A 21,319-nucleotide genomic window follows, 5' to 3' on the forward strand; every position below is an offset into this window, starting at 1 on the left:
TCGGGCGTTAGCGGACGCCGAGGCCCATCTGCATCAGCGTCTTGCGCACGGTCGGCAGCGAATACAGCGCGTTCAACCCCATTGCACGTATGTCCCGTAAAGGCCGCGCTTCGATCATCGAGGCGCGGTTCAGCAGGTCGATACCTTTGACCCGGGCCTCGATCTCGGTGTGACGCGCTTTGTGATAGGCATCCAACATCCGCGCGTCACCCAGGCCCTCGGGACGGGCCTGTGCCAAATCCAGCAGGCATCGCAGATCACCCAAGGACATGTTCAGCCCCTGCGCACCGATGGGGGGCACGACATGGGCGGCTTCGGCCATCAGGGCCACGCGTTCGCCCGAAAGGCGCTCTGCCGATTGGCTGATGATCGGCCAGATTGTTCGGCGTGAAGCCAGTTTCAACGGACCGAACAACCCGCAGGACCGTTCGGTCATCAGCGCTTCAAAACTTTCCGGTTCGGTGTTCAGCAATTCGACCGCGCGCGGGCCACGCTCCATCCACACAATCGCGGACGAGGGCTGACCCTGCCAGTCGGGCAGGGGAACCAGCGTGAACGGGCCGCCGGACCTGTGAATCTCGGTCGAGACGTTCTGATGCGGGATCGAGTGTGTAACCGCGAAGGCCAACGCCTTTTGCCCATAGCGCGTGGTGTGCACGTTGATCCCGGCGGCCTCTCGCATGGGCGAGTTGCGACCATCTGCGGCGATCACCAGTTTGCAGCGGATGCGCGTCCCGTCGCTCAGGCCAACGCGGGCTTCGGCTGTACGGGTGAACAAGCTGACTGTGCCCGTTCCGGGGCGAAAATCGACATTGGGCAGTTCAGCGAGACGGGCCACCATTTCGCGCCGCAAGAGCCAGTTTGGCAGGTTCCAACCAAAGGGCTGGTCCGAGATATCCGCGGCATTGAAGTCGCGCACCACGCGCGGCTCGGGCACATCGCCGCCTGCATCCACAATCCGCATGATCTGAAGAGGGGCGGCATGCGCGTCAAGTTTTTCCCACAGCCCGCATTGTTCCAAAAGACCGTGGGCTGGTTGCAAAAACGCGGTGGTCCGTAAATCCGATCCGTCCACGTCCCGCTGGGTCACAGGTGGGGTAGGATCAACACAGACCACATTGAATCCAGCCGCGCCAAGGGCCGCTGCTGCGGTCAAACCGGCAATTCCGCCGCCGGAAATCAGGATGTCACACTGGTCGTTCATGGCGCCCTCTTTGGTTCTGAGCCGACCCTAGAGCGGTTCGACTTCCCGCGCCAAGTGACATCCTGTCTCGCAGGTCAGCCGCGCGAGATCAGGATGAGGATCAGGAATATCACGGGCACCATCACGACGGCGGGGATATACAAGCCCGGCAAGCCAAACAGCATCACTGAACAGCCCCACATGCTGAAGATGGCGGCAGCGGTGTAATACCAGTCGTCCCCATCTGCATCGGCCGCATCGCGCGCCATCCAGCCAAACAGAGGAACAGCAAATAGCAGGCGCTGCCAGATGGGTGAGCGCGGGGGCATTTCGATTGCGGACATCTGGGTCTCCGTTCTGTTCGTCGCAGTTGGGATATAGGGGCGGCGCCCGGGTCGCAGTACGTGCAGATCGTCGCAGTGTGACAGCCTATCGCAGGCGGGCCAGAAAGGCGGTCAGGTCGTCTGTATGGTGGTGGATGTGATCGGCCATGTGCGGTTCGGGCGCGACATGAACCGTGCGCATCCCCATCTCATGCGGGGCCGCCAGATTGCGCGGATCGTCTTCGAACATGGCCGCTTTTTCTGCCTTGATTCCGTCTTGCGCAAAGATGGCCTGGAATGCTGCCTTCTCGGGTTTAGGACGGTATCCCGCATGCTCAACCCCATAGATGGCATCGAACAAACCGCTGAGGCCACGCGCCGCAAGGACGCGTTCGGCATAGGGCGCGCTGCCATTGGTATAGACAATGCGGCGACCGGGCAGAGCACGAATATGTGCCGCCAGATCCACGTCCGGGTCCATATGGCTCATATCCACCTGATGCACGGCATGCAGGTAAGGGTCGGGATCCAGATCATGTTCGGCCATCAGCCCGGCCAGCGTGGTGCCATATTCGCGCCAGTAATGGGATCGCAGCCGGTCGGCCTCGGCCCGGTCGACGCCGATGGCCTGGACCACATAATCCGTCATCAGCACCTCGATCTGATCGAACAGGCGCATATGCGGCGGGTACAGGGTGTTGTCCAGATCGAACACCCATTGGGAGACATGGCTGAAGGCAGGTTTGACCATGCCTGCCGTTTAAGCCGCGCAGCGCAGGTTTTCAATGCAGTACTTGATTGTGCGCACTGCAGACGGATAGACATGTCCGAACGAGGAGAAAAACTAAAGATGCCCCAATCCAAGCAGTCCAACAGCGACGCCTACAGCCTTATTCTCGAAGCGATTGATGTGGGCATCTACAAGCCCGGTGACAGGCTGGTCGAAAGCGAGCTGGCCGAAAGGTTCGGTGTTTCGCGCACGCCAATCCGCGAGGCATTGCAGCGGTTAGAGACCCAATCCTTGCTTGAACGCGACGGGCGTTCGCTGATTGTGGCCTCATTGGACCACAATCAGATGGCAGAGCTATATGTCGTTCGCCGTGAACTTGAAGGTCTCGCTGCAAGTTTGGCCGCCAAGCACGCGACCGAGGAAGAGATCAAGGTGCTGCAGGAAATGGTTGCCGAAGATGATGCGCTGGTGGACAATCCAAACGCCCTGTCTCGGGCGAACCGGCGGTTTCACGAACAGATCCATCTGGCCTCGCACAACCGCTATTTGGTGCAACAGCTGAACCTTGTGCACCGCACAATGGCCTTGATGGCAACGACATCGCTTGCGGTTTCCGGGCGCGGTGAAATCGCGCAAAGTGAACACAAAGGCATCGTCGAGGCGATAGCCGCCCGTGACGAGCAAGCCGCGGAACGTGCGTTGAAAGAGCATATCTCGGTCGCTTTCATGACGCGTCTCAAGCAGGATGCGGTTCGTCGCGAAAGCTGACGGTCACATGTCGAAGGCTTCTTCACTGGCTTGACCGTGTTGGGTTTTGTCCCAGAAGAACGGGTTGATAGCCAATTCCCAAAGGGCTTTGTAAGCTGCCAGCACACCCAAGGGGAAATACAACGGCATTGTCGGCACCCACGGCATCAGAAACTGTCTTTCACGGGCGGCGACAGCCAGTATCCCGATGGTCACATTCGTGATCTCTGCAAATACGAACAGAGCTATCAGTATGGTCATGACCTTGCCCGGAATGACGGGATCCAGCGGGCTGGCCAATCCGAATGTGGTAAGCCAGAACAGCCACAAAACCGGGGCCAGCAGGAATTGTCCGACGGTGCCCAGAAAAAACGCCTGGAGCCCAAGGAAGCGCAGCACACCCAGCTCTTTCAGCAGATGGATCGGCGAGCGCATGTGGACAAGATATGTGACCATAAAGCCCTTGAGCCATCGTGAACGCTGTTTGACCCAAGGCCAGGCCCGAAAGTTTGCTTCTTCGAAAGTGGCGGTATCAACCATCTCGGTCCGATAACCCGCGCGGCTGAGGCGGACGCCCAGATCCGCGTCTTCGGTCACATTATGGGCATCCCAACCGCCCAGTTCCAACAGCTTTTCGCGACGAAAGAAAAAGGTTGTACCACCAAGTGGAACCACCAGTCCCAACCGGGCAATGCCAGGCAGGATGACCCGAAACCAACTGTTATACTCGATGGTAAAGCAGCGAGACCGCCAGTTGGTGCGCGGGTTGTAATAGTCCAGAACGCCTTGCAAGCAGACGACGTCTTCACTGGCTTGGGTGAAATGTCCGACGACGCGTTCGATTTGATCGGGAAGAGGGGCGTCCTCGGCATCCCAAACGCCTAGAATGTCACCACGACAGAAATCCAGCGCATAATTCATCGCGCGCGGTTTTGTCGTCAGCCCGCTTAATGCCGGTACTTCGATCGTGCGGATCCAACAGGGCAGCTCGATTTTGGCCAGGGTTGCACGGGTTACCATATCCGTTTCTTCCAAAACCAGAATGACGTCCAAAAGAGCTTTGGGATATGTCAGACGCCGCAATCGGCGGATCAGAGCGCCAGCAATCTCTCGCTCTTTGTACAAAGGGACCATGATGGAAACGCGAGGCAGTCGAAGAGGAAGCGTGGTGGCGGTCTGACTGTGGCGTTTTCCTTTGTAACATAGAAACGAGAGCAATCCCGCCAGACGCAATGTCAGGAATAATACAAGCGACGTAACGGCCAAAACGACCAGAGCCAGCAGCCCCGGAATGGGTTGCGCCAGGAACAGTGTGGCGAGGCCAAGCACTATGGCAATCGGCCCAATACGCGAGCGCCGATTCCAGGATCGGCAACTATGAGCTATTGCCACACGGGTTTCAGCCTTTTCAGCAAGGCTTTCCGAGAAAATTCTGGCGATCGCGTCGTCGATCCGGTCCGCATCGGCAAGCACGGGTATGATCGTTTGCTTTTCCTTTGCCAACTGCTTGCGAACTGCGTCGAATTGATCGGGATTGGCGGTAGCGACCAGCAGAATGGGACCGATGCGCATCCAGGGAATGATGTTGTGATCCAGCCAAAAGCTGGCGGGGCGGGTTTTGCAAAGGTCCGGATTTGGTGGATGCAGATCCAGGTCCGCGATCTGCAATCCTGTTTGTTCAGACAGCGCCGTCAGAACCTCGGACCGATCTACCCAGCCTTCGCCGACCAGGATTTCGCCCAGTGCAACATTTTGTCTGGATTGCAGGTGCAGGGCTTTTTGCAACTGATGGTTCGAAAGCAGCCCGCGGTCGATCAGGCAAGCCCCCAAAGGCTTGCGCACCGTTGCAGAAATCGGCGCGGCCGATGCGAAATGCTGCAGGTTCAGTTCAACCATTCAATCAACCCAGACGTGGTAATCTGCGTCAGGGTGGAGCGATTAAGGTTAACAGGCCGTTAAGGCTGTATGATTATGCCTGTGCCTTTCGGGCGGCCATCGCATGCGAGAACCGCTCGAACAGGTAGAAGCTGTCTTGTGGGCCTGGAGATGCCTCTGGGTGGTACTGTACCGAATAGACCGGTCGATCCGTCATGCGAATTCCGCAGTTTGAACCATCAAACAACGAACGATGAGTCTCAACGACACCGTCGGGAAGGGTTTGAGCGTCTACCGCAAACCCATGGTTCATCGACGTTATTTCCACCTTCCCAGTCTCGAGATCTTTTACCGGGTGGTTCGCCCCGTGGTGGCCGTGATTCATCTTGACAGTCTGACCGCCAAGGGCCAGCGCAAGCATCTGATGACCAAGGCAAATCCCGAATACGGGTAGGTCGGTGGTGTCCAATACCTCTTTGATCATCGGTACTGCGTATTCACCCGTAGCCGCTGGATCACCGGGGCCATTGGACAGGAATACGCCGTCGGGATTATGGGCCAGAACCTCAGCCGCGGTGGCCGTTGCGGGCAGCACAGTGACATCGCACCCGGTCGAGGCAAGGCATCTCAGGATATTGCGCTTTGCCCCGAAATCCAGTGCCACAACCTTATGTACTGGGGCCTCTTGCCGTTTATAGCCATCTGGCCAGGCCCAACGCATCTCATCCCAGCGATAGCTTTGCGCACAAGTCACTTCCTTGGCCAAATCCATACCTTCAAGCCCGGCAAAGCCACGCGCTGCCGAAACCAGAGCTTCGATGTCGAAATTGCCCTCAGGATCATGAGCCAATGCCACATGAGGTGCGCCTTGCTGGCGAATTGCGCGGGTTAACCGGCGGGTATCGACACCGCCAATGGCAATACGCCCACGCTGGGCAAGCCATGATTTCAGCTCTTCAGCAGACCGCCAGCTGGACGGTTCGGTTGGGTCCCATTTGACGACCATTCCTGCCGCGACAGGATCACCGGTTTCGTCATCCTCGGGGTTCACACCAACATTTCCGATATGAGGGAAAGTGAAGGTCACGATCTGTCCGGCATAAGAAGGATCGGTCATGATCTCTTGATAGCCGGTCATTGCGGTGTTGAAACACAGCTCGGCCACGGTCTGGCCTGTGGCGCCGAAACCGACCCCGTAGAACAGTGTTCCATCGGCCAAAGCCAGACATGCGGTGGGCTTAGACGGGGCGTTCTGGGCCATAGCGCGACTCTCCTGCAGGGTAAATCGGCGCATACCTAAGGGGGTTATGCGCTTGGGTCAAGTGTGTTCAATTTTTGGGCTATTGAGCAATATCAATGACTTAGATGTTGAGGCCCCCGGTTGTATCACGCTTTTTGTTTCGATATGGTCGGGGTTCCTTTTGTCATGGGGATGGACAAACTAAATGGATATGCGATCACGGGTGAATTCCGCCCTGAAGCAAGCAATGAAAGACAAGAACGCCGAGCGTCTGTCGACCCTACGTCTGATCAATGCAGCAATCAAGGACCGGGATATCGCGTCTCGTGCTGCGGTCAACGAGGAAGCCAAGGGTTGCGGTGATGCCGAAGTTCTTGAAATTCTAGGGAAAATGTCCAAGCAGCGTAAGGAAAGTGCGCGTGCTTACGAAGAGGGTGGACGCCTCGATCTGGCGGAGCGTGAACTGCGCGAGATAGAAGTCATAGAAGAATTCCTGCCCGAGCAACTGGACGACGATGAGGTGACGAAAGCCATCCAATCAGCGATTACGGCCACTGGTGCCGGGTCGATCCGGGATATGGGCAAGGTCATGGGCGAGCTCAAGACACGCTATACTGGCCAGATGGATTTTGGGAAAGTTGGGCCCATGGTCAAAGATCAGCTTTGTGCGGCTGCCAGCGGCTGACTGCCGTGACATGCTGAGAGCTTACTGCGCGACTGGTTCGCGCAGTTTTTCTTTGAGGTCATCGTAAAGCGCAATCCGCTCTTCCTCGGACAGGAATGCGCCGATTTCTACTTCGCGACCTTCACCCTTGAGGGTGACGTAGTTCGGAACCGGGCCGCCGCTCTGATGGATCTCGGGGCGGGCCCAATAGCGATTACAGGCCCATTCCTGCTGCCCCCGTCGCGGGTCATGATGTATCAGATGCGCCTGTGTTCCGGTCAGCGTCAGGACTTCGAATATGCTACGGGCCCGATAGTTTGACCGGAGAGCCAGCCAAAGGCCAATAACTGTTAGCAGCAGGAAGGGCAGCAACCCCCAAAGCAAGGCCGAGCCGAGCACGGCCAAAAGCGGGATCAACCCGAACAAAAAGACACTAAACACAACCCGAACTGCCCAATGACGCGGCAGCGAGTTATGCGGCCACAAGCGCAGCTCAAGTTCTGATGTGGTGGTTTGATTCCATCTGTAGGGCATGGCCGGAAGATAGCCCAAAGCGCGTCCGAGTCGACGCTGAAAATTCAGATGACGTGCCCGACGCGGGCCCACGATAGGGCATCGTCCAGCCGATCATCCCCCCAAAAGACTTCGTTCCCCACAACCAGGCTTGGGGCGCCAAAAATGCCCAGCTTGATTGCGCGTAGTGTTTCCGCCTCAAGTGCGGCAACAATGTCGGGGCTGCGCGCGCGGGACAGGATCAGTCGGGGATCCTGCTGACTGCGATGTAGCGCTTCGGACAGGGCGGTTTCGCTGCCGGCCTCTACACCTTCTTCGAACCAGATCCGATATAGAATTTGCGTAAAGTTCTTGCCCCAGCCTTCTTCCATTCCCAACAGCGCTACTTGATTTGCCAAGGCAAGGTCAGAAATGGGGTAGGGCGCAGGAAGCTGGGCGTGCATATGGTACTTGGCCGCCCGACGCTCAATGTCGCGCCACATATAGGCGGATTTGACGGGTTTCCCTGCAAAGGGGATGTTCTTCTGCTGCGACATCACTGTGCGTACATTGAACGGCCGCCATGTGACGGACGCATCGTGTTCAGAACACCAATCGTCCAGGCGCATGATCGTCAGAAAGCTGTAAGTGCTTCCGATAGAGTACCAGAAATCAAGATCGGGCATATGAACCCTCGGGGTTGCCGATTGTTTTGCCTTTACCAGAGTACCCTATTTTGACCGATCTGGCGAATTTCCGGTGGCACGCCACTTAGAAATGAAAAACCCCGCCAAGTTGGCGGGGTTTTCTGTTGGTTCAGAGGGATCAGTGCGCGTGGCCCTTGTCCCAGTCTTCTTGCTTGGGCAGCTGCTCGAACGTGTGTTCGGGCGGCGGCGAGGGCAGCGTCCATTCCAGCGTATCCGCGTATTCGTTCCACGGGTTGTTCCGGGTCTCACGTGCGCCACGGAACAAGGCGTAGAACACGATACCAAAGAACAGCAGGAACGAGGCGAAGGATACAAAGGCGCCAATCGACGAGACATAGTTCCACTGCGCGAACGCTTCGGGATAATCGATGTAGCGACGTGGCATGCCCTGACGGCCCAGGAAGTGCTGGGGGAAGAAGGTCAGGTTGGCGCCGATGAAGAACAGCCAGAAGTGAACCTTGCCCCAGAACTCTGAATACTGACGGCCTGTCATCTTGGAGAAGTAGAAGTAGATTCCGGCAAAGATCGCAAACACTGCGCCCAGCGACATCACATAGTGGAAGTGTGCAACCACATAATATGTGTCGTGATAGGCGCGGTCGATACCGGCCTGCGACAGAACCACACCGGTCACACCGCCAACGGTGAACAGGAACAGGAAACCGAAAGCAAACAGCATCGGTGTCTTGAACTCGATCGAGCCGCCCCACATGGTTGCGATCCACGAGAAGACCTTAACGCCGGTAGGAACCGCGATGACCATCGTTGCCAGCATGAAGTAGGCTTGCTGCTGGACCGACATGCCGACTGTGTACATGTGGTGTGCCCACACGACAAAGCCCAGTACACCGATCGCAATAAGTGCCCAAACCATCGGCAGGTAACCGAAGACTGGCTTGCGCGAGAAGGTCGCGATGATGTGGCTGATAAGGCCAAATCCAGGTAGGATCACGATGTACACTTCTGGGTGGCCAAAGAACCACAGGATGTGCTGATACAGGATTGGATCACCACCACCGGCCGGATCAAAGAAGGTGAAACCAAAGTTGCGGTCCATTAGCAACATGGTGATCGCACCTGCCAAAACCGGCAGCGACAGAAGAATCAGCCACGAGGTGATGAAGATCGACCAACTGAACAGCGGCACCTTGAACAGGGTCATGCCCGGGGCACGCATGTTCAGGAAGGTGGTGATCATGTTGATCGCGCCGAGGATCGAGGAGGCGCCCGATACGTGCACGGCAAAGATCGCGAGGTCCATGGACATTCCGCCCTCGCTCGTCGACAGCGGCGGGTACAGAACCCAGCCGACGCCCGAACCAAGCTGGTCGTTACCACCGGGGCTCAGCAGCGAGGCCACGCCCAGCGAAGTACCGGCGACATAGAGCCAGAAGGACAAGTTGTTCATCCGCGGGAACGCCATGTCCGGCGCGCCAATCTGCAACGGCATGAAATAGTTGCCAAATCCGCCGAATAGGGCAGGGATGACCACGAAGAACATCATCAGAACACCGTGATAGGTGATCATCACGTTCCACAAATGCCCGTTCGGAGTGCAGAGCTCGGCACCGCTGCCGAACAAGCGGAACCCTTCCATGCACATGTGCTGTACCCCGGGCTCCATCAGTTCGATCCGCATGATAACAGTCATCAGAACCGAGATTAGACCGGCCAGGGCCGAGACGATCAGGTACAGAATCCCGATGTCCTTGTGGTTGGTCGACATGAACCAGCGGGTAAAGAACCCGCGCTGGTCTTCATGGTCGTGACCATGAATGGCTGCGTCTGCCATTAGGTGCCTCCTGTTGCAACTACACCGCGCTGTCGGACCTCTCCAACGCGCGGGATTCCTGCTGGTTTTAGATTGCGTGGGGGCGACCTTCAATGGTCGAGTTTGATCTGGATCAAGATTAATTGTCGCGGGTGCCGGTTGCAGGGCTTCGAAAAAGAGCACAACTTTCGGCAAATGGAGGAGACCGGATGGTTCTGAACTACGTGACGACCGAAAAGGCTCAGGCGGCCACCGGGCTACGCATGATCGTTGTCGGAGGTGTGCCAAGCCCTTGGAGCGAAGCCGCAAAGGGTATTTTTCACGTAAAGCGTCTGCCTTGGCTGCCAGTTTATCTGGACCATCAGGACCGGGCGCAGACCATCTGGGCGCAAACGGACAGCGCACCGGTTGTGTTCTGGAAAGATGAAGTACCGCTTTCCGAAACGGCCGATATTGTCGCCTTGGCACAACGAATCGCGCCTGAACCAGATTTGTTGCCAGCATCAATGGCGCCCGACATTCTCGCCTTCATTGACTTACTTACGGCCCCAAATGGATTGGGCTGGCAAAGGCGGCTTCAGCAAATCCATGCTGGTATGCGAGGCCAAGAAGGTGGGTTCCATCCCAAGATTGCCGACTATCTTGGCAAGAAATGCGGCTATGATACAGAAGCAGGTGAAATGGCTGCCGGTCGCGCTGATGGGATATTGAAACGCGTCAGCAGCAAGCTCGCAGAAAGTGGTGATTTTCTGTTTGGCAACACGCTCACTGCAGCAGATATTTATTGTGCTGCCTTCATGGCTTTGTTCGCACCGTTGCCGGAAGAGTTGTGTGCTATGCGGCCGAGTACCCGAAGGGTTTTCGAGCATATATCCGATCCTGTACGGGATACGCTTTCGGCAGGTTTGCTGTTGCATCGGGACAGGATATACCGCGATTTTCTGGAAACACCCTTGTCGCTTTGATCGCATGTGCATTGCGTCTTGACCGCCAAGATGCGGCACCGCACAAACACCTCATGAAAAACGTCCAAACGGAGGCCGAGTATGTCTGCCTATGATCCCGATAACATTTTCGCCAAGATCCTGCGTGGTGAAATCCCTGCAAACCGGGTCTATGAAGACGACGACACACTGGCCTTCATGGACATCATGCCGCGCACGGACGGGCATCTGCTGGTGATCCCGAAAACGCCTTGTCGCAACGTGCTGGATGCCAGCCCAGAACAGCTTGCTTCTGTGATCTCAACGGTTCAGAAGATGGCGCAGGCGGTGAAAGCGGCCTTTGATGCGGATGGCGTCACCATCCAGCAGTTCAACGAGGCTGCAGGCGGGCAAGAAGTGTTTCATCTGCATTTTCACGTTCTGCCGCGGCACGAAGGCGTTTCGATGCGACCACCGGGCAATATGGGTGATTTTGACCTGATCGCTGAACACGCCGGTAAAATCAAAGACACGCTGGCCTGATCACCCGCTACAGGATCAGTGCGATCCAAGGCATTTGCTATGGTCGCCAAACGCGTTCAGCACTTCACATACATGGTCGTGGGTGCCGTCACAGGCGGCTGTGATGCGTTCCAGTTCGGCCTCAAGGCTGCGCAGCAATGTTATCCGGTTGCGCAGTTCAGTCAGCTGACGATCCGCGATTTCATGAACATGGTCCAGATCCGCCCCCTGCGCCCCTTCCAAAGAAAGCAACGCCTCGACATCCGGCAAAGGCAGGCCCAGATCACGCGAGTGGCGGATAAATTGGAGGCGTTTCAGAGCAGTCTCGTCATATCTGCGCTGATTGCCCGCCGTCCGATACGGCTTGGCCAACAAGCCTTTTTCCTCATAGAAACGGATCGTGGGCACCTTGACCCCGGTTTGCCGCGACAAATCTCCGATTGAGTACATTTTGTGCTTTTTGCCTCTTGAACCTCTAGTGACTAGAGGAATTACATAGGATTGCAGTTCAAAACAAGGATCTGATCTGCCATGTCACATAACCACACCCACTCTCACATTGATCCTAATGCCGGTGACCGGAGGGTGGTCGGAGCGATCGGCGTCAATATGGTATTGACGCTTGCACAAATAGTGGGGGGCATTTTGTCTGGCTCACTGGCCTTGATCGCAGATGCCTTGCATAATTTTTCAGATGCCATCGCGCTGATCATCGCGTTTTTCGCTCGTAAGATTGCGCGACGCCCGGCAGATCCACGGATGAGCTTTGGTTATGGCCGGGCAGAGGTTGTGGCCGCTCTTGTTAACTACACCATTCTTGTCGTTCTGGCCGTTTATCTGATGTACGAAGGTGTCATGCGGTTTATAGAGCCCGAACCGGTGAATGGCTGGATCGTCGTCTGGATCGCAGTGCTGGCCCTGATCGTCGATCTGATCACGGCTGTCCTGACCTATTCGATGGCAAAGGACAGCATGAATATCCGGGCCGCCTTTCTGCACAACGTGGCAGATGCCTTAGGCTCATTGGCCGTGATCGTCGCCGGAACCTTGGTTATCCTGTTCAACTGGACCTGGGTGGACCCGGCTGTGACCATCATGATCTCGGTCTACATCCTTTGGCATGTGAAATCTGAAATTGGCGAAACCATTCACGTCTTGATGTTGGGTGCACCATCCGACCTTGACCCAGAAGAGGTCGCTTCGATGATCGAGGCTACCGAGGGCGTTGTTTCGGTCCATCACGTTCATCTGTGGAGTATGCAGGAGCATGAACCTGCCCTGACTGCACATGTGGTTGCGACCAGCCACGCAGACGAAGATGCCAGGTGGCTTTCCACAACCATCAAGAATGCGCTGCAGGATCAGTTCGGGATCGGCCATGCAACGCTTGAAATTGAAAGTGGGGAAGAGGTTTGTGGCCATCCGGCCCGGTTTGGACATGACAAACACGAGCACTAAAAAAGAAATTGCCGTTCCGATTTGGGGTCGGAACGGCAGACTCGTAACCAAAACACATACCTGTTTTCCCAGGGTATACCTGCGATCACCGGCTTAACACACCACTCACTCTAGAACGGTAAATTCATACTAGGCGTTAATCGGACCCAAGTATTCATATTTGTGAAATTTAACTAGATTCCGTCGGAAACCAGACGGACCAATCGAGAATTGTTTCCAAATTATGAAGCAGAGCGGATCTGACGGCTGGATTGTAGTCGGTGCCGGGCTGTTTTTCGATTCGTGATCCGAGTTAATCCGCCCCCGCGGGTCCAAAAACCTCAGCGAATGTTTTTCTAAGCGCGTTGTCCACATCATCCATCGCGACCGGAAGACCCAGATCGACCAGAGAAGTCACGCCATGGTTCGAGATGCCGCAGGGTACGATCCCAGAGAAATGGCTCAAATCCGGTTCGACATTGATCGAGATGCCGTGAAAGCTGACCCATTTACGCAATCGCAGGCCGATCGCCGCGACTTTGTCCTCGGCTTTTTCGCCTGCAGGCGTCAGCGGCTTGTCATCCCGTTGCACCCAGACACCAACGCGGCCGTCGCGGATTTGCCCGGTCACGTTGAACTCGGCCAAAGCTGCGATCACCCAATTCTCAAGCTGCTTTACAAACTTGCGCACATCCCTGCCGCGTTTGTTCAGGTCCAGCATGACATAAGCAACGCGCTGCCCCGGACCATGATAGGTGTATTCACCACCGCGTTTTGACGTATAGACTGGAAATCTGTCCGGGTCTTTCAGGTCTTCGACCTTGGCTGAAGTGCCCGCTGTGTACAGGGCAGGGTGCTCAAGTAGCCAGATACACTCATCCGCCTCACCCGCCGCGATATCGGCCACGCGCGCCTCCATAAAGGCGATGGCCTCATCATAGTCGGTCAATCCGTCAGTAATCTTCCATTCCATGTCGGCTCCTTAGCGGCTGGATGCATGGATGGAAAGACCTAGGCTGCTTCGGTCAAACAGCGCTGCAGGACCTGCGCATAGGTGTCCGCCCCCTGCGCTCCGGTCAGCAGATACTTTCCGCCAAACACCATTGAGGGCACGCCGGAAATGCCACGGCTGGTCCAGTATTGCTGCTTCTCTCGGACCGGGCCGACATGAGCGCCCGATTCCAGCGCCGCGCGCGCTGCGTTCCGATCCAGACCGGCGGTTTCGGCGGCCTCAAGCAGGATATCGATATTCGAGACGTCTTTTTGATTGGTGAAATAGGCCTCGAACAAGGCCAGTTTCAGCGGATGCTGGCGCCCTTGAGCCTCGGCCCAGTCAAGAAGCTGATGCGCGGCAAAGGTGTTTACGATGCGGCTGTCGTCGTCAAAGGCGAAGGTAAAGCCCAGGTCAGTCCCGATTTGCGTCAAACGATCCCGCATCATCTGGCTTTGTTCCCGAGAGGATCCGTATTTCTCGGCGATATGCTCGCGCAGGTTCTGACCTTCGGGCGCCATGTTTGGGTTCAATTCGAACGGATGCCAGCGCAGCTTTGCCAGAATATTTTGCTGTTTGAGCGCCAGATCCAACTGCTGGAATCCAACAATGCACCAGGGGCAAACCACATCCGAGACTATGTCGATCTGAACGATGGGGCGAGGGTCGGGCGAGGTCATGGCGGGGCTCCTGACGGGGTCATTTGGACGACAACCTGTTAAAGATAAGAGCGCCGAATGGGAATTCAAACCAACGTGATTTTTGCCTCTTCACATCTTGATCATCAAGGTCTATACGCCCCACTACCAAGTCACTAACAGTGCGGTCGTGGCGGAATTGGTAGACGCGCAGCGTTGAGGTCGCTGTGGGGTAACACCCGTGGAAGTTCGAGTCTTCTCGACCGCACCAAGTGATTGGCTTCCAATCTTCTCATAGCTTGTATTCGCGACGCCCTCGGTGCGTTCAGTCGACGTGTCAAAGCCGGTCGCCAGCCGCCTGCTGTTAAGCAGGTTTCAGGGCTGGCAGCCGGGAATCTGACCAGGTGTCTTAGGTGTCCGGCGTCGCGTTACCGGGCAGGGACCTGCAGCTCAATACGCTGGAAGATCAGTGTGATGATGCCTGCAATGATCAGATAGATCAGTGCCAACAGCAGCAGCGGTTCATAGACCACGAAGGTGTCCGCCCGAATTCTGGACGACACGGCGTAGATCTCGACCACTGTGATCGTCGCCACCAGCGGGGTCGCTTTCAACTGAAGGATCGTCTCACCGCCCAGTGTCGGCAGCACGCTGCGAATGGCCTGAGGCAGCCAGATCCGGCGGAACATAGTGAACCGCGGCATGCCAAAGGATTGCGCCGCTTCGAGCTGACCCTTCTTAACGCTGGCAAAGGCGCCGCGCATGATTTCGCCCTCATAACCCGCGTAAGACAGGGTCAGGGCCAGCACCGCATAGGGCCAGGCCTGTCGCAGGTAGGGCCATAGCTCACTGCCGCGTATCCATGGAATCTGAGGGAAAAGCGATCCAAGCCCATAGTACAACAGCCAGATTTGCAGAAGAATTGGGGTGCCGCGAATGACGGTGCAGAACACTTTTGCCGGTGCCGAAAGGTACCAGGGACCAATCGCCTGAGCGAGACCCAGTGGAACGGCGAGCAAGAACCCAAGCACACAGGTGACGGCCAACAGCCAAATGGTCCTCCACAGACCTTCAAGCGCCAGCGGGGCATAGGTTGGAATCCAATCCCAGCGCAGTGAGACGGCGCACCAGATAACGAAAGCAGCAAAAAGTGCCATCAGCACGATCCGATGCGGCTGCATGAGTGCTCGCCAGTCCATTATCGGCTTCCTCCCTTCAGCGAAGGCTGCCCACGACGGGCCCATTTCTCGATACGCGCGAACACGACACCGGAACAAAGCGTGACGATCAAGTACAAGGCACCTGCAGCAAGGAAGAAGGTGAAATAGGCGCGGGTGCTGGCCGCAGCCTGACGGGTCTCCAGCGTCAATTCGCTAAAGCCGACAATGGCCAGCAGGGCCGTATCTTTGGTTGCAATGAGCCACAGATTGGCCAATCCAGGCGTGGCAAAAGACATCATCGCCGGTATCGTCACCCGTCGCATCAGCAAAAGAGAGGGCATGCCATAGGCACGGGCGGCTTCGATCTGACCAGTAGGAACCGCTTGAATCGCCCCCCTGAGGACCTCGGTCGCATAGGCGCCCTGAACAATGCCCAAAACCCATATACCGGCGACAACGCCGCTGATTTCGACCCGGGCGTATCCCATTGCCTGCGCGGCCTGATTGATCAGGTCGGTCCCGACGTAATACAGGATCAGGATCAGCACCAGTTCAGGCACGGCGCGCATTACAGTCGTATATATGCCGAGCAGGTCACGTGTGACCGGCCCGCCATATAGTTTTCCATAGGCCCCGAAAAGCCCGATGATCAACCCGAACCCGAACGCTCCAAAAGCGATCTGCAACGAGTTAGCGAGGCCACGCAGAAGGTTGCCGCCCCATCCCGGAGGACTAAGGGCAAGCAACTCCATGCTTTGGGCCAAACCCAGGCTTTCGAGGATAGCTTCCACGACGGATCTTACTCGCTGTAGATGCTGGCTGTGAAATAGCGCGAGGTGATTTCGTCATGCGTGCCGTCGGCAAGAATTGCCGCGATACCCGCATTCAGCTTTTCACGCAGCGCGTCATCGCCCTTGCGGACACCCGCGCCGACGCCGCGACCCAGGATCGAGACGTCATTTTCGACCGCGCCTTTGATTTCACAGCAGGCACCAGTGTCAGAAGAGACAAAATCTGCCATGGCGATGCTGTCGGCCTGGGTCGCGTCGATACGGCCGGCGAACAGATCCTGGTTGGCTTCGTCCTGAGTCTGATACACCCGGATTTCTGCGGCATCCTTGAAATGCTCGTTGGCATAGGCCTGGTGGATCGTAGAGGCCTGAATGCCGATGATCTTACCGGCCAGAGATTCTGGTGTCGGTTCAATGTCCATCGACTTGTCGGCGACGATAACGGCCGGAGTGTTGTAGTAAGGGTCGCTGAAATCGATCGTTTTCATGCGCTCTTCGGTGATCGACATCGACGCCATCAGGGCATCAATCTGCTGACCGGTCAGTGATGGGATGATCCCGTCCCACGCAACCGGAGTGATCACACACTCAAGCTCGGCGGCGGCACAGACCGCATCAATAACCTCGATCTCCCAACCGACCCATTCGCCAGAGGCATCCAGCGATGCGAAAGGCGGATAAGGCTCGGCTGCGATCCCGATCTTGACTTCATCTGCGCCAGCCGTTCCAGCCGAAAGCACAGCAGCAGCCAAAGCGGCCACGATTAGCTTTTTGTTTTTCATTGATATTCTCCCTGTTTGATATTTTGTTTGTTCAGCCGACTGATTTTAGGAATTGTTGCAGCCTTGCGGATTTCGGATTGTCGAAAAGTTCGTCGGGTGGCCCCTGTTCCTCGATCTTTCCTTCGAAAAGATACACAACATGGGTCGCAACCTCGCGCGCAAACTTCATCTCATGCGTGACCAGCAACATAGTTCGGCCCTCGGCCGCCAGATCGCGAATTACGGTCAGTACTTCACCAACAAGTTCTGGATCTAACGCGCTGGTTGGCTCGTCAAACAACATTACGCTGGGATCAACGGCAAGAGCACGCGCAATCGCAGCGCGCTGTTGCTGACCGCCTGACAGAAAGGAAGGGAAGGTATCCGCCTTGTCGCCAAGCCCAACGCGCTCCAGCAGCTGGTGCGCGCGCTTGATCGCCTCGTCCCGCGGTACTTTCAGCACGTGAACGGGCACCTCGATGACATTTTCCAGCAACGTGCGGTGGGTCCAAAGGTTGAAGGCCTGAAACACCATTGCCAGTCGGGTGCGGATGCGTTCCAGCTGACGCCGGTCCTTAGGCGTGCCATCCGGGCGCATCTCAATCGGCTCGCCGTTTACGACGATTTCTCCGGAACTGGGCGTTTCAAGGAAATTGATACAGCGAAGGAACGTGGATTTCCCCGAACCACTGCCTCCGATGATGGCGACGACATCACCCTGATGGGCAGTAAGTGAAACGCCTTTGAGAACTTCGAGCGAGCCAAAAGACTTGTGCAAGTCAGTGACCCGAATGGCTTCATCCGGCGTGGTTTCTGGGTCAGCGTTCATTTTGCAGTTTCATCCCTCTCAACCGTTTTTTTACTTGCAGCTTTAGCAAATCCCTACAATTATGCAACTGTATAATTATAATTTCTGGAAAGATAGATGTCGGATCACGCAACAAAATTCAAGCGAGAACCCGCGGAGCAGCGCAAAGAGGCGTTGATCCAGGCCACGCTGTCTTTGATAGCTGAGCAAGGTTTGCAAGGTGCGACCGTTCGGGCGATTGCCGAGCGGGCCAGTGTAACTCAGGGTCTGATCCGGCACTATTTTTCTTCGAAAGAAGATTTAATTACAGCAGCTTATGACTTTCATATGCGGCGACTGACGGATTTGACGTCGGCCCCTGCAGACGGAGATTATAGCACAGCCAGATTGCGGCTGGCGACGTTTGTAACGACCGGGCTGACCCATCCGGTGGTCGATCCGGGGTCAGTGTCCCTATGGGCGGGCTTTTTGAACAAAGTTCTGGCGGACGACAAAATGCAAGCGATCCACGAACAGACATATCGGGATTTTCGTGACCGCTTGGAATCACTCATTGCAGATGCGCTGAACGAGGTAGGCATACCAGCCAGCCCGGCGGAACTGCGCAGGTTGGCTATCGCATGCAACGCCGTGGTCGACGGCTTGTGGATGGAAGGCGGCGCCCTGCCATACGCCTTTGAGCCGGATGAGCTGCCCAAGATTGGGCTGGCTTCGGTTGGGGCAATTATCGGTGTTGAATTGACGGATCTTGAGCAGAGGCAGACATGAAGAAAACAGCGATTACCGAACGCCTTGCCGGCCTGGGTGGCGCCAAATGGGAAGTTTATCTCAAGGCCAAAGAACTTGTCGAGCAGGGGCGGGATATCATCGAATTGACCATTGGCGAGCCGGATGTGCCAACGCCCACCGAACTGGTGGAAAGCGCTGTGGACGCTTTGCGCGCCGGGCGAACCACCTACTCCAATGGGCGTGGTGAGGCTGGACTGCGCTCTGCACTGGCCGATCGTTATTCGGCCAGATCCGGGCGCACGATCACGGATAATCAAGTGCTGTGTTTTCCAGGCACCCAGACCTCGCTTTTTACCGTCCTGATGGGCGTGGCCGAGGCGGGTTGTGAGGTGCTGGTGGGCGATCCGATGTATGCAACCTATCAAGGTGTGGTACGCGCAAGCGGTGCGGATATTGTGCCGGTTCCATTGCGGCCGGAAAACGGTTTTCGTATTTCTGCGGATGATATCGCGGACAGGATTACCGCGAAGACCACTGCGCTATTGTTGACCACACCGCATAATCCTACCGGGTCGATCCTGACACGCGAAGACATCGACGCAATCGGCAAGCTGGCTATCGAGCATGATCTATGGATCATTTCTGATGAGGTTTATGAAGAACTGATCTTTGACGGATCTGTGTTTTCCTCACCCCTGTCGCGGTCCGAGCTAGCGGATCGGGTAATCGTCGTCTCTTCGATATCAAAATCCCATGCCGCCCCCGGATTCCGCAGCGGTTGGTGCATTGGTCCCGAGGAATTTACCGCGCGCCTTTTGTCGCTGTCGGAAACCATGCTGTTTGGAAATCAGCCCTTCATCGCCGACATGACCGAGACGGCTATTCGCAACGGTTCAACCGTGGCTGAAGGCATGGCGCAACGGTACGCCCGCCGCGCCCGGATGCTGAACGACAGGCTGCCGAACGAGACACATCTGCGTGTGCATCTTCCACAGGCAGGTATGTTTGCAATGATTGATGTCTCGGCCACAGGGATGAATGGAAACGAGTACGCCTTTCATCTGCTCGAACATGGCAAAGTCGCGGTGATGCCGGGGCCGTCTTTCGGTGACACGGTTGATGACTGGGTCCGTATCGCGCTGACGGTGGACGACGCGATCTTTACCGAAGCCTGTGACCGGATCGTTGCCCACGCGACCCAACTGCAACTGGAAAACGCATGACAAGCATTGGTGAGGCGCTGGTTGATCAACTGGTCAGGCGCGATGTGGATACCGTGTTTGGCATCCCCGGCGTCCATACGGTCGAACTGTACCGCGGGCTGGCCGCATCGGGCATTCGCCATGTCACCCCACGACACGAGCAGGGGGCAGGGTTCATGGCTGATGGCTATGCCAGGGTATCCGGCAAGCCCGGCGTGGCCTTTGTGATTACCGGCCCCGGTCTGACCAATACACTCACGGCGATGGGGCAGGCTCGGGCAGACAGCGTTCCGATGCTGGTGGTGTCGGGGGTCAACACGTTGTCCAGTCTTGGCAAAGGGCTTGGTCACTTGCATGAGTTACCGGATCAACGAGCGATGGCGCGAACAGTCGCTCTGTCATCGGACCGAGTTGAAAAGTCAGTTGAACTAGCAGCCGCGTTGGACCGCGCCTTCGCCCTGTTTCAATCCGGTCGCCCAGGGCCAACACACATCGAAATCCCGCTAGACGTTGCGGGGGACGAGTTTGCTGGTCCGACCGATGCTGCGAAAGGTCCCGTCGATAAGTCTCTTGATCCGGCGCTTCTTGACCGTGCTGCCAAGCTACTGGGGTCGGCAAAAGCGCCGGTCATTCTGGTCGGCGGAGGTGGGCGCAGCGCCGGCAGGTCGATCCGGCAGCTGGCCGAAGCGCTGGATGCGCCGGTTGTTCAAACCGTGAATGCGCGCGGGTTGATGTACGATCACCCGTTGAGTGTACCAGCAAGCCCGAGCCTGAATTCAGTGCGTGCTTTGATCGAACAGGCCGACGTGGTTCTGGCTTTGGGGACTGAGCTGGGCCAGACGGACTACGATATGTACGCCACCGGCACGATGGCTGAAATGCCATACCTGATCCGTGTGGACCTATGCCCCGATCAGCTGAAGCGCCACGCGACGGACATTGCCATTGTTGGTGATGCGGCGATGGCAGCGGCCGAGCTTGTGGATCGGTTTGCCGCATCGCCCAAGTCGGCAAACGGTGCCGCGCGCGCGGCTACCTCGCGGCGGAACGCGGTCGAAGAAATCGGGCCGGAAATGCAGGCGTTACTGGCTGTGCTGAACGCCATGCGCGATGCAGTCCCTAACGCGATCATGGTGGGCGATTCTGCTTATCCGATCTATGCAGGAAACCTGTACTACGATCATGATCGGCCCGGCGGGTGGTTCAACGCCGCGACCGGGTTCGGAGCGCTTGGATATGGCATACCCGCCGCGATCGGCGCTGCATTGGCGGACCCTGACGCTCCGGTCATTTGTATCGCAGGCGACGGCGGGGCGCAGTTCAGCCTTCCTGAACTGATGTGCGCCGTTGATGAAAAACTGCCGATCACCTTCGTGATCTGGAACAATCACGGTTATCAGGAAATCGCAACATCAATGCAGGCGGTCGGCGTGACCGTGCTGGGATGTGATCCGACCCCGCCGGATTTTGAAAACGTCGCCCGATCTTGCGGCATGCCGTTCTGGCGCACAGGCCCTGACCCGTTGGACGTGGCCCAAGCTTTGTCGTCTGCACAATCCCAAGATGGCCCGCGGCTTGTTGAAATCCGCGCGCCCAACCAATCACACTCTTGATGAAAAGTGAGA

The 21,319-nt window shown here is 56.8% G+C and carries 23 protein-coding genes and 1 tRNA gene; 9 read left to right on the forward strand and 15 right to left on the reverse strand.

Annotation, left to right across the window (positions count from 1 at the left end; genetic code table 11):
* Window positions 1–7: 7 nt before the first annotated feature.
* From AC2FH8_RS00515 to AC2FH8_RS00525, 3 genes are all read right to left on the reverse strand, one after another.
* A complete protein-coding gene (locus AC2FH8_RS00515) occupies window positions 8–1,204 on the reverse strand; it encodes a UbiH/UbiF family hydroxylase (protein ID WP_496687564.1) in 1,197 nt (398 codons plus the stop codon).
* A 74-nt stretch (window positions 1,205–1,278) separates the two neighbouring features.
* The gene (locus tag AC2FH8_RS00520; RefSeq protein WP_271946430.1) at window positions 1,279–1,527 is read right to left on the reverse strand and encodes a hypothetical protein; all 249 of its coding nucleotides are present in this window, start codon (window positions 1,525–1,527) and stop codon (window positions 1,279–1,281) included.
* 85 nt (window positions 1,528–1,612) lie between these two features.
* Window positions 1,613–2,257 carry a pyrimidine 5'-nucleotidase gene (locus tag AC2FH8_RS00525; protein WP_142634490.1) on the reverse strand — a complete coding sequence of 215 codons (645 nt, stop codon included), beginning with the start codon at window positions 2,255–2,257 and terminating at the stop codon, window positions 1,613–1,615.
* 99 nt (window positions 2,258–2,356) lie between these two features.
* Between AC2FH8_RS00525 and AC2FH8_RS00530 the strand changes: the two genes are divergently transcribed.
* Window positions 2,357–3,004 carry a GntR family transcriptional regulator gene (locus AC2FH8_RS00530; RefSeq protein ID WP_142634488.1) on the forward strand — a complete coding sequence of 216 codons (648 nt, stop codon included), beginning with the start codon at window positions 2,357–2,359 and terminating at the stop codon, window positions 3,002–3,004.
* A 3-nt stretch (window positions 3,005–3,007) separates the two neighbouring features.
* Here the strand turns inward: AC2FH8_RS00530 and AC2FH8_RS00535 are convergent, their stop codons facing one another.
* Together AC2FH8_RS00535 and carA are read right to left on the reverse strand one after the other, a co-directional pair.
* Window positions 3,008–4,879: a glycosyltransferase gene (locus AC2FH8_RS00535; RefSeq protein ID WP_496687566.1), complete on the reverse strand. Its 1,872-nt coding sequence runs from the start codon at window positions 4,877–4,879 to the stop codon at window positions 3,008–3,010.
* Window positions 4,880–4,952: 73 nt separating this feature from the next.
* Window positions 4,953–6,119 (reverse strand): glutamine-hydrolyzing carbamoyl-phosphate synthase small subunit, encoded by a 1,167-nt coding sequence (gene carA / locus AC2FH8_RS00540; RefSeq protein ID WP_281972285.1) that lies wholly within the window; start codon window positions 6,117–6,119, stop codon window positions 4,953–4,955.
* 184 nt (window positions 6,120–6,303) lie between these two features.
* On the opposite strand from carA, the gene AC2FH8_RS00545 reads away from it, so the two are divergent.
* Window positions 6,304–6,783 carry a GatB/YqeY domain-containing protein gene (locus AC2FH8_RS00545; RefSeq protein ID WP_142634482.1) on the forward strand — a complete coding sequence of 160 codons (480 nt, stop codon included), beginning with the start codon at window positions 6,304–6,306 and terminating at the stop codon, window positions 6,781–6,783.
* Between the two features lie 21 nt (window positions 6,784–6,804).
* Here the strand turns inward: AC2FH8_RS00545 and AC2FH8_RS00550 are convergent, their stop codons facing one another.
* The 3 genes from AC2FH8_RS00550 to ctaD form a co-directional block, all read right to left on the reverse strand.
* Window positions 6,805–7,296, reverse strand: coding sequence for a DUF2244 domain-containing protein (locus tag AC2FH8_RS00550; RefSeq protein WP_142634480.1), 492 nt, complete (start codon window positions 7,294–7,296; stop codon window positions 6,805–6,807).
* A gap of 44 nt (window positions 7,297–7,340) precedes the next feature.
* Complete coding sequence (locus AC2FH8_RS00555; RefSeq protein WP_142634478.1) at window positions 7,341–7,940, reverse strand: 2-hydroxychromene-2-carboxylate isomerase; 600 nt, start codon at window positions 7,938–7,940, stop codon at window positions 7,341–7,343.
* 139 nt (window positions 7,941–8,079) lie between these two features.
* Window positions 8,080–9,753: a cytochrome c oxidase subunit I gene (gene ctaD, locus AC2FH8_RS00560; protein WP_142634476.1), complete on the reverse strand. Its 1,674-nt coding sequence runs from the start codon at window positions 9,751–9,753 to the stop codon at window positions 8,080–8,082.
* 188 nt (window positions 9,754–9,941) lie between these two features.
* Here ctaD and AC2FH8_RS00565 point away from each other — a divergent pair, with 188 nt between their 5' ends.
* Entirely contained in the window at window positions 9,942–10,697 is a 756-nt protein-coding gene (locus tag AC2FH8_RS00565) for a glutathione S-transferase family protein (protein ID WP_282027462.1), read from the forward strand.
* 81 nt (window positions 10,698–10,778) lie between these two features.
* Window positions 10,779–11,198, forward strand: coding sequence for an HIT family protein (locus AC2FH8_RS00570; RefSeq protein WP_281994787.1), 420 nt, complete (start codon window positions 10,779–10,781; stop codon window positions 11,196–11,198).
* Window positions 11,199–11,213: 15 nt separating this feature from the next.
* On the opposite strand, the gene AC2FH8_RS00575 is transcribed toward AC2FH8_RS00570, so the two are convergent.
* Window positions 11,214–11,627, reverse strand: a complete 414-nt coding sequence (locus tag AC2FH8_RS00575) for a MerR family transcriptional regulator (protein ID WP_281972282.1) — start codon at window positions 11,625–11,627, stop codon at window positions 11,214–11,216.
* A gap of 81 nt (window positions 11,628–11,708) precedes the next feature.
* On the opposite strand from AC2FH8_RS00575, the gene AC2FH8_RS00580 reads away from it, so the two are divergent.
* Window positions 11,709–12,635, forward strand: coding sequence for a cation diffusion facilitator family transporter (locus tag AC2FH8_RS00580; RefSeq protein ID WP_496687570.1), 927 nt, complete (start codon window positions 11,709–11,711; stop codon window positions 12,633–12,635).
* Between the two features lie 292 nt (window positions 12,636–12,927).
* Here AC2FH8_RS00580 and lipB read toward each other — a convergent pair whose 3' ends face one another.
* Both lipB and AC2FH8_RS00590 read right to left on the reverse strand, forming a co-directional pair.
* On the reverse strand, window positions 12,928–13,587 hold the full coding sequence (gene lipB / locus AC2FH8_RS00585; RefSeq protein WP_271946447.1) for a lipoyl(octanoyl) transferase LipB: 660 nt from the start codon (window positions 13,585–13,587) through the stop codon (window positions 12,928–12,930).
* A 38-nt stretch (window positions 13,588–13,625) separates the two neighbouring features.
* Window positions 13,626–14,285, reverse strand: a complete 660-nt coding sequence (locus AC2FH8_RS00590; RefSeq protein WP_496687573.1) for a DsbA family oxidoreductase — start codon at window positions 14,283–14,285, stop codon at window positions 13,626–13,628.
* Window positions 14,286–14,427: 142 nt separating this feature from the next.
* On the opposite strand from AC2FH8_RS00590, the gene AC2FH8_RS00595 reads away from it, so the two are divergent.
* A tRNA-Leu gene (locus AC2FH8_RS00595) sits at window positions 14,428–14,514 on the forward strand.
* A 157-nt stretch (window positions 14,515–14,671) separates the two neighbouring features.
* Here the strand turns inward: AC2FH8_RS00595 and AC2FH8_RS00600 are convergent.
* Genes AC2FH8_RS00600 through AC2FH8_RS00615 form a run of 4 tightly spaced genes read right to left on the reverse strand, consistent with a single transcriptional unit; the run spans window position 14,672 to window position 17,784 of the window.
* A complete protein-coding gene (locus AC2FH8_RS00600) occupies window positions 14,672–15,442 on the reverse strand; it encodes an ABC transporter permease (protein ID WP_496687575.1) in 771 nt (256 codons plus the stop codon).
* Window positions 15,442–16,155, reverse strand: coding sequence for an ABC transporter permease (locus AC2FH8_RS00605; protein ID WP_416383908.1), 714 nt, complete (start codon window positions 16,153–16,155; stop codon window positions 15,442–15,444). The genes AC2FH8_RS00600 and AC2FH8_RS00605 overlap by 1 nt, the downstream gene beginning before the upstream one ends.
* A gap of 47 nt (window positions 16,156–16,202) precedes the next feature.
* Entirely contained in the window at window positions 16,203–16,976 is a 774-nt protein-coding gene (locus AC2FH8_RS00610; protein ID WP_271946456.1) for a transporter substrate-binding domain-containing protein, read from the reverse strand.
* Window positions 16,977–17,007: 31 nt separating this feature from the next.
* Window positions 17,008–17,784: an ABC transporter ATP-binding protein gene (locus AC2FH8_RS00615; RefSeq protein ID WP_142634458.1), complete on the reverse strand. Its 777-nt coding sequence runs from the start codon at window positions 17,782–17,784 to the stop codon at window positions 17,008–17,010.
* 96 nt (window positions 17,785–17,880) lie between these two features.
* Here AC2FH8_RS00615 and AC2FH8_RS00620 point away from each other — a divergent pair, with 96 nt between their 5' ends.
* Genes AC2FH8_RS00620 through AC2FH8_RS00630 form a run of 3 tightly spaced genes read left to right on the forward strand, consistent with a single transcriptional unit; the run spans window position 17,881 to window position 21,307 of the window.
* Entirely contained in the window at window positions 17,881–18,531 is a 651-nt protein-coding gene (locus tag AC2FH8_RS00620; RefSeq protein ID WP_281994769.1) for a TetR/AcrR family transcriptional regulator, read from the forward strand.
* On the forward strand, window positions 18,528–19,715 hold the full coding sequence (locus AC2FH8_RS00625) for a pyridoxal phosphate-dependent aminotransferase (RefSeq protein WP_496687578.1): 1,188 nt from the start codon (window positions 18,528–18,530) through the stop codon (window positions 19,713–19,715). Before AC2FH8_RS00620 ends, AC2FH8_RS00625 begins: the two co-directional genes overlap by 4 nt.
* Window positions 19,712–21,307 (forward strand): 5-guanidino-2-oxopentanoate decarboxylase, encoded by a 1,596-nt coding sequence (locus AC2FH8_RS00630; protein ID WP_496687580.1) that lies wholly within the window; start codon window positions 19,712–19,714, stop codon window positions 21,305–21,307. The genes AC2FH8_RS00625 and AC2FH8_RS00630 overlap by 4 nt, the downstream gene beginning before the upstream one ends.
* Window positions 21,308–21,319 lie beyond the last annotated feature (12 nt).

This window comes from Ruegeria sp. CDSC025, from assembly GCF_059610805.1.

Excerpts from the sequence above, each read along its gene's own strand:
- ctaD (WP_142634476.1), bottom strand. The coding sequence starts at position 9,753 with ATGGCAGACGCAGCCATTCATGGTCACGACCATGAAGACCAGCGCGGG.
- AC2FH8_RS00610 (WP_271946456.1), bottom strand. The coding sequence starts at position 16,976 with ATGAAAAACAAAAAGCTAATCGTGGCCGCTTTGGCTGCTGCTGTGCTT.
- AC2FH8_RS00520 (WP_271946430.1), bottom strand. The coding sequence starts at position 1,527 with ATGTCCGCAATCGAAATGCCCCCGCGCTCACCCATCTGGCAGCGCCTG.
- AC2FH8_RS00570 (WP_281994787.1), top strand. The coding sequence starts at position 10,779 with ATGTCTGCCTATGATCCCGATAACATTTTCGCCAAGATCCTGCGTGGT.
- AC2FH8_RS00555 (WP_142634478.1), bottom strand. The coding sequence starts at position 7,940 with ATGCCCGATCTTGATTTCTGGTACTCTATCGGAAGCACTTACAGCTTT.
- AC2FH8_RS00515 (WP_496687564.1), bottom strand. The coding sequence starts at position 1,204 with ATGAACGACCAGTGTGACATCCTGATTTCCGGCGGCGGAATTGCCGGT.
- AC2FH8_RS00600 (WP_496687575.1), bottom strand. The coding sequence starts at position 15,442 with ATGGACTGGCGAGCACTCATGCAGCCGCATCGGATCGTGCTGATGGCA.
- carA (WP_281972285.1), bottom strand. The coding sequence starts at position 6,119 with ATGGCCCAGAACGCCCCGTCTAAGCCCACCGCATGTCTGGCTTTGGCC.
- AC2FH8_RS00625 (WP_496687578.1), top strand. The coding sequence starts at position 18,528 with ATGAAGAAAACAGCGATTACCGAACGCCTTGCCGGCCTGGGTGGCGCC.
- AC2FH8_RS00590 (WP_496687573.1), bottom strand. The coding sequence starts at position 14,285 with ATGACCTCGCCCGACCCTCGCCCCATCGTTCAGATCGACATAGTCTCG.
- AC2FH8_RS00605 (WP_416383908.1), bottom strand. The coding sequence starts at position 16,155 with ATGGAGTTGCTTGCCCTTAGTCCTCCGGGATGGGGCGGCAACCTTCTG.
- AC2FH8_RS00550 (WP_142634480.1), bottom strand. The coding sequence starts at position 7,296 with ATGCCCTACAGATGGAATCAAACCACCACATCAGAACTTGAGCTGCGC.
- AC2FH8_RS00565 (WP_282027462.1), top strand. The coding sequence starts at position 9,942 with ATGGTTCTGAACTACGTGACGACCGAAAAGGCTCAGGCGGCCACCGGG.
- AC2FH8_RS00630 (WP_496687580.1), top strand. The coding sequence starts at position 19,712 with ATGACAAGCATTGGTGAGGCGCTGGTTGATCAACTGGTCAGGCGCGAT.
- AC2FH8_RS00575 (WP_281972282.1), bottom strand. The coding sequence starts at position 11,627 with ATGTACTCAATCGGAGATTTGTCGCGGCAAACCGGGGTCAAGGTGCCC.
- lipB (WP_271946447.1), bottom strand. The coding sequence starts at position 13,587 with ATGGAATGGAAGATTACTGACGGATTGACCGACTATGATGAGGCCATC.
- AC2FH8_RS00580 (WP_496687570.1), top strand. The coding sequence starts at position 11,709 with ATGTCACATAACCACACCCACTCTCACATTGATCCTAATGCCGGTGAC.
- AC2FH8_RS00615 (WP_142634458.1), bottom strand. The coding sequence starts at position 17,784 with ATGAACGCTGACCCAGAAACCACGCCGGATGAAGCCATTCGGGTCACT.
- AC2FH8_RS00530 (WP_142634488.1), top strand. The coding sequence starts at position 2,357 with ATGCCCCAATCCAAGCAGTCCAACAGCGACGCCTACAGCCTTATTCTC.
- AC2FH8_RS00525 (WP_142634490.1), bottom strand. The coding sequence starts at position 2,257 with ATGGTCAAACCTGCCTTCAGCCATGTCTCCCAATGGGTGTTCGATCTG.
- AC2FH8_RS00545 (WP_142634482.1), top strand. The coding sequence starts at position 6,304 with ATGGATATGCGATCACGGGTGAATTCCGCCCTGAAGCAAGCAATGAAA.
- AC2FH8_RS00535 (WP_496687566.1), bottom strand. The coding sequence starts at position 4,879 with ATGGTTGAACTGAACCTGCAGCATTTCGCATCGGCCGCGCCGATTTCT.
- AC2FH8_RS00620 (WP_281994769.1), top strand. The coding sequence starts at position 17,881 with ATGTCGGATCACGCAACAAAATTCAAGCGAGAACCCGCGGAGCAGCGC.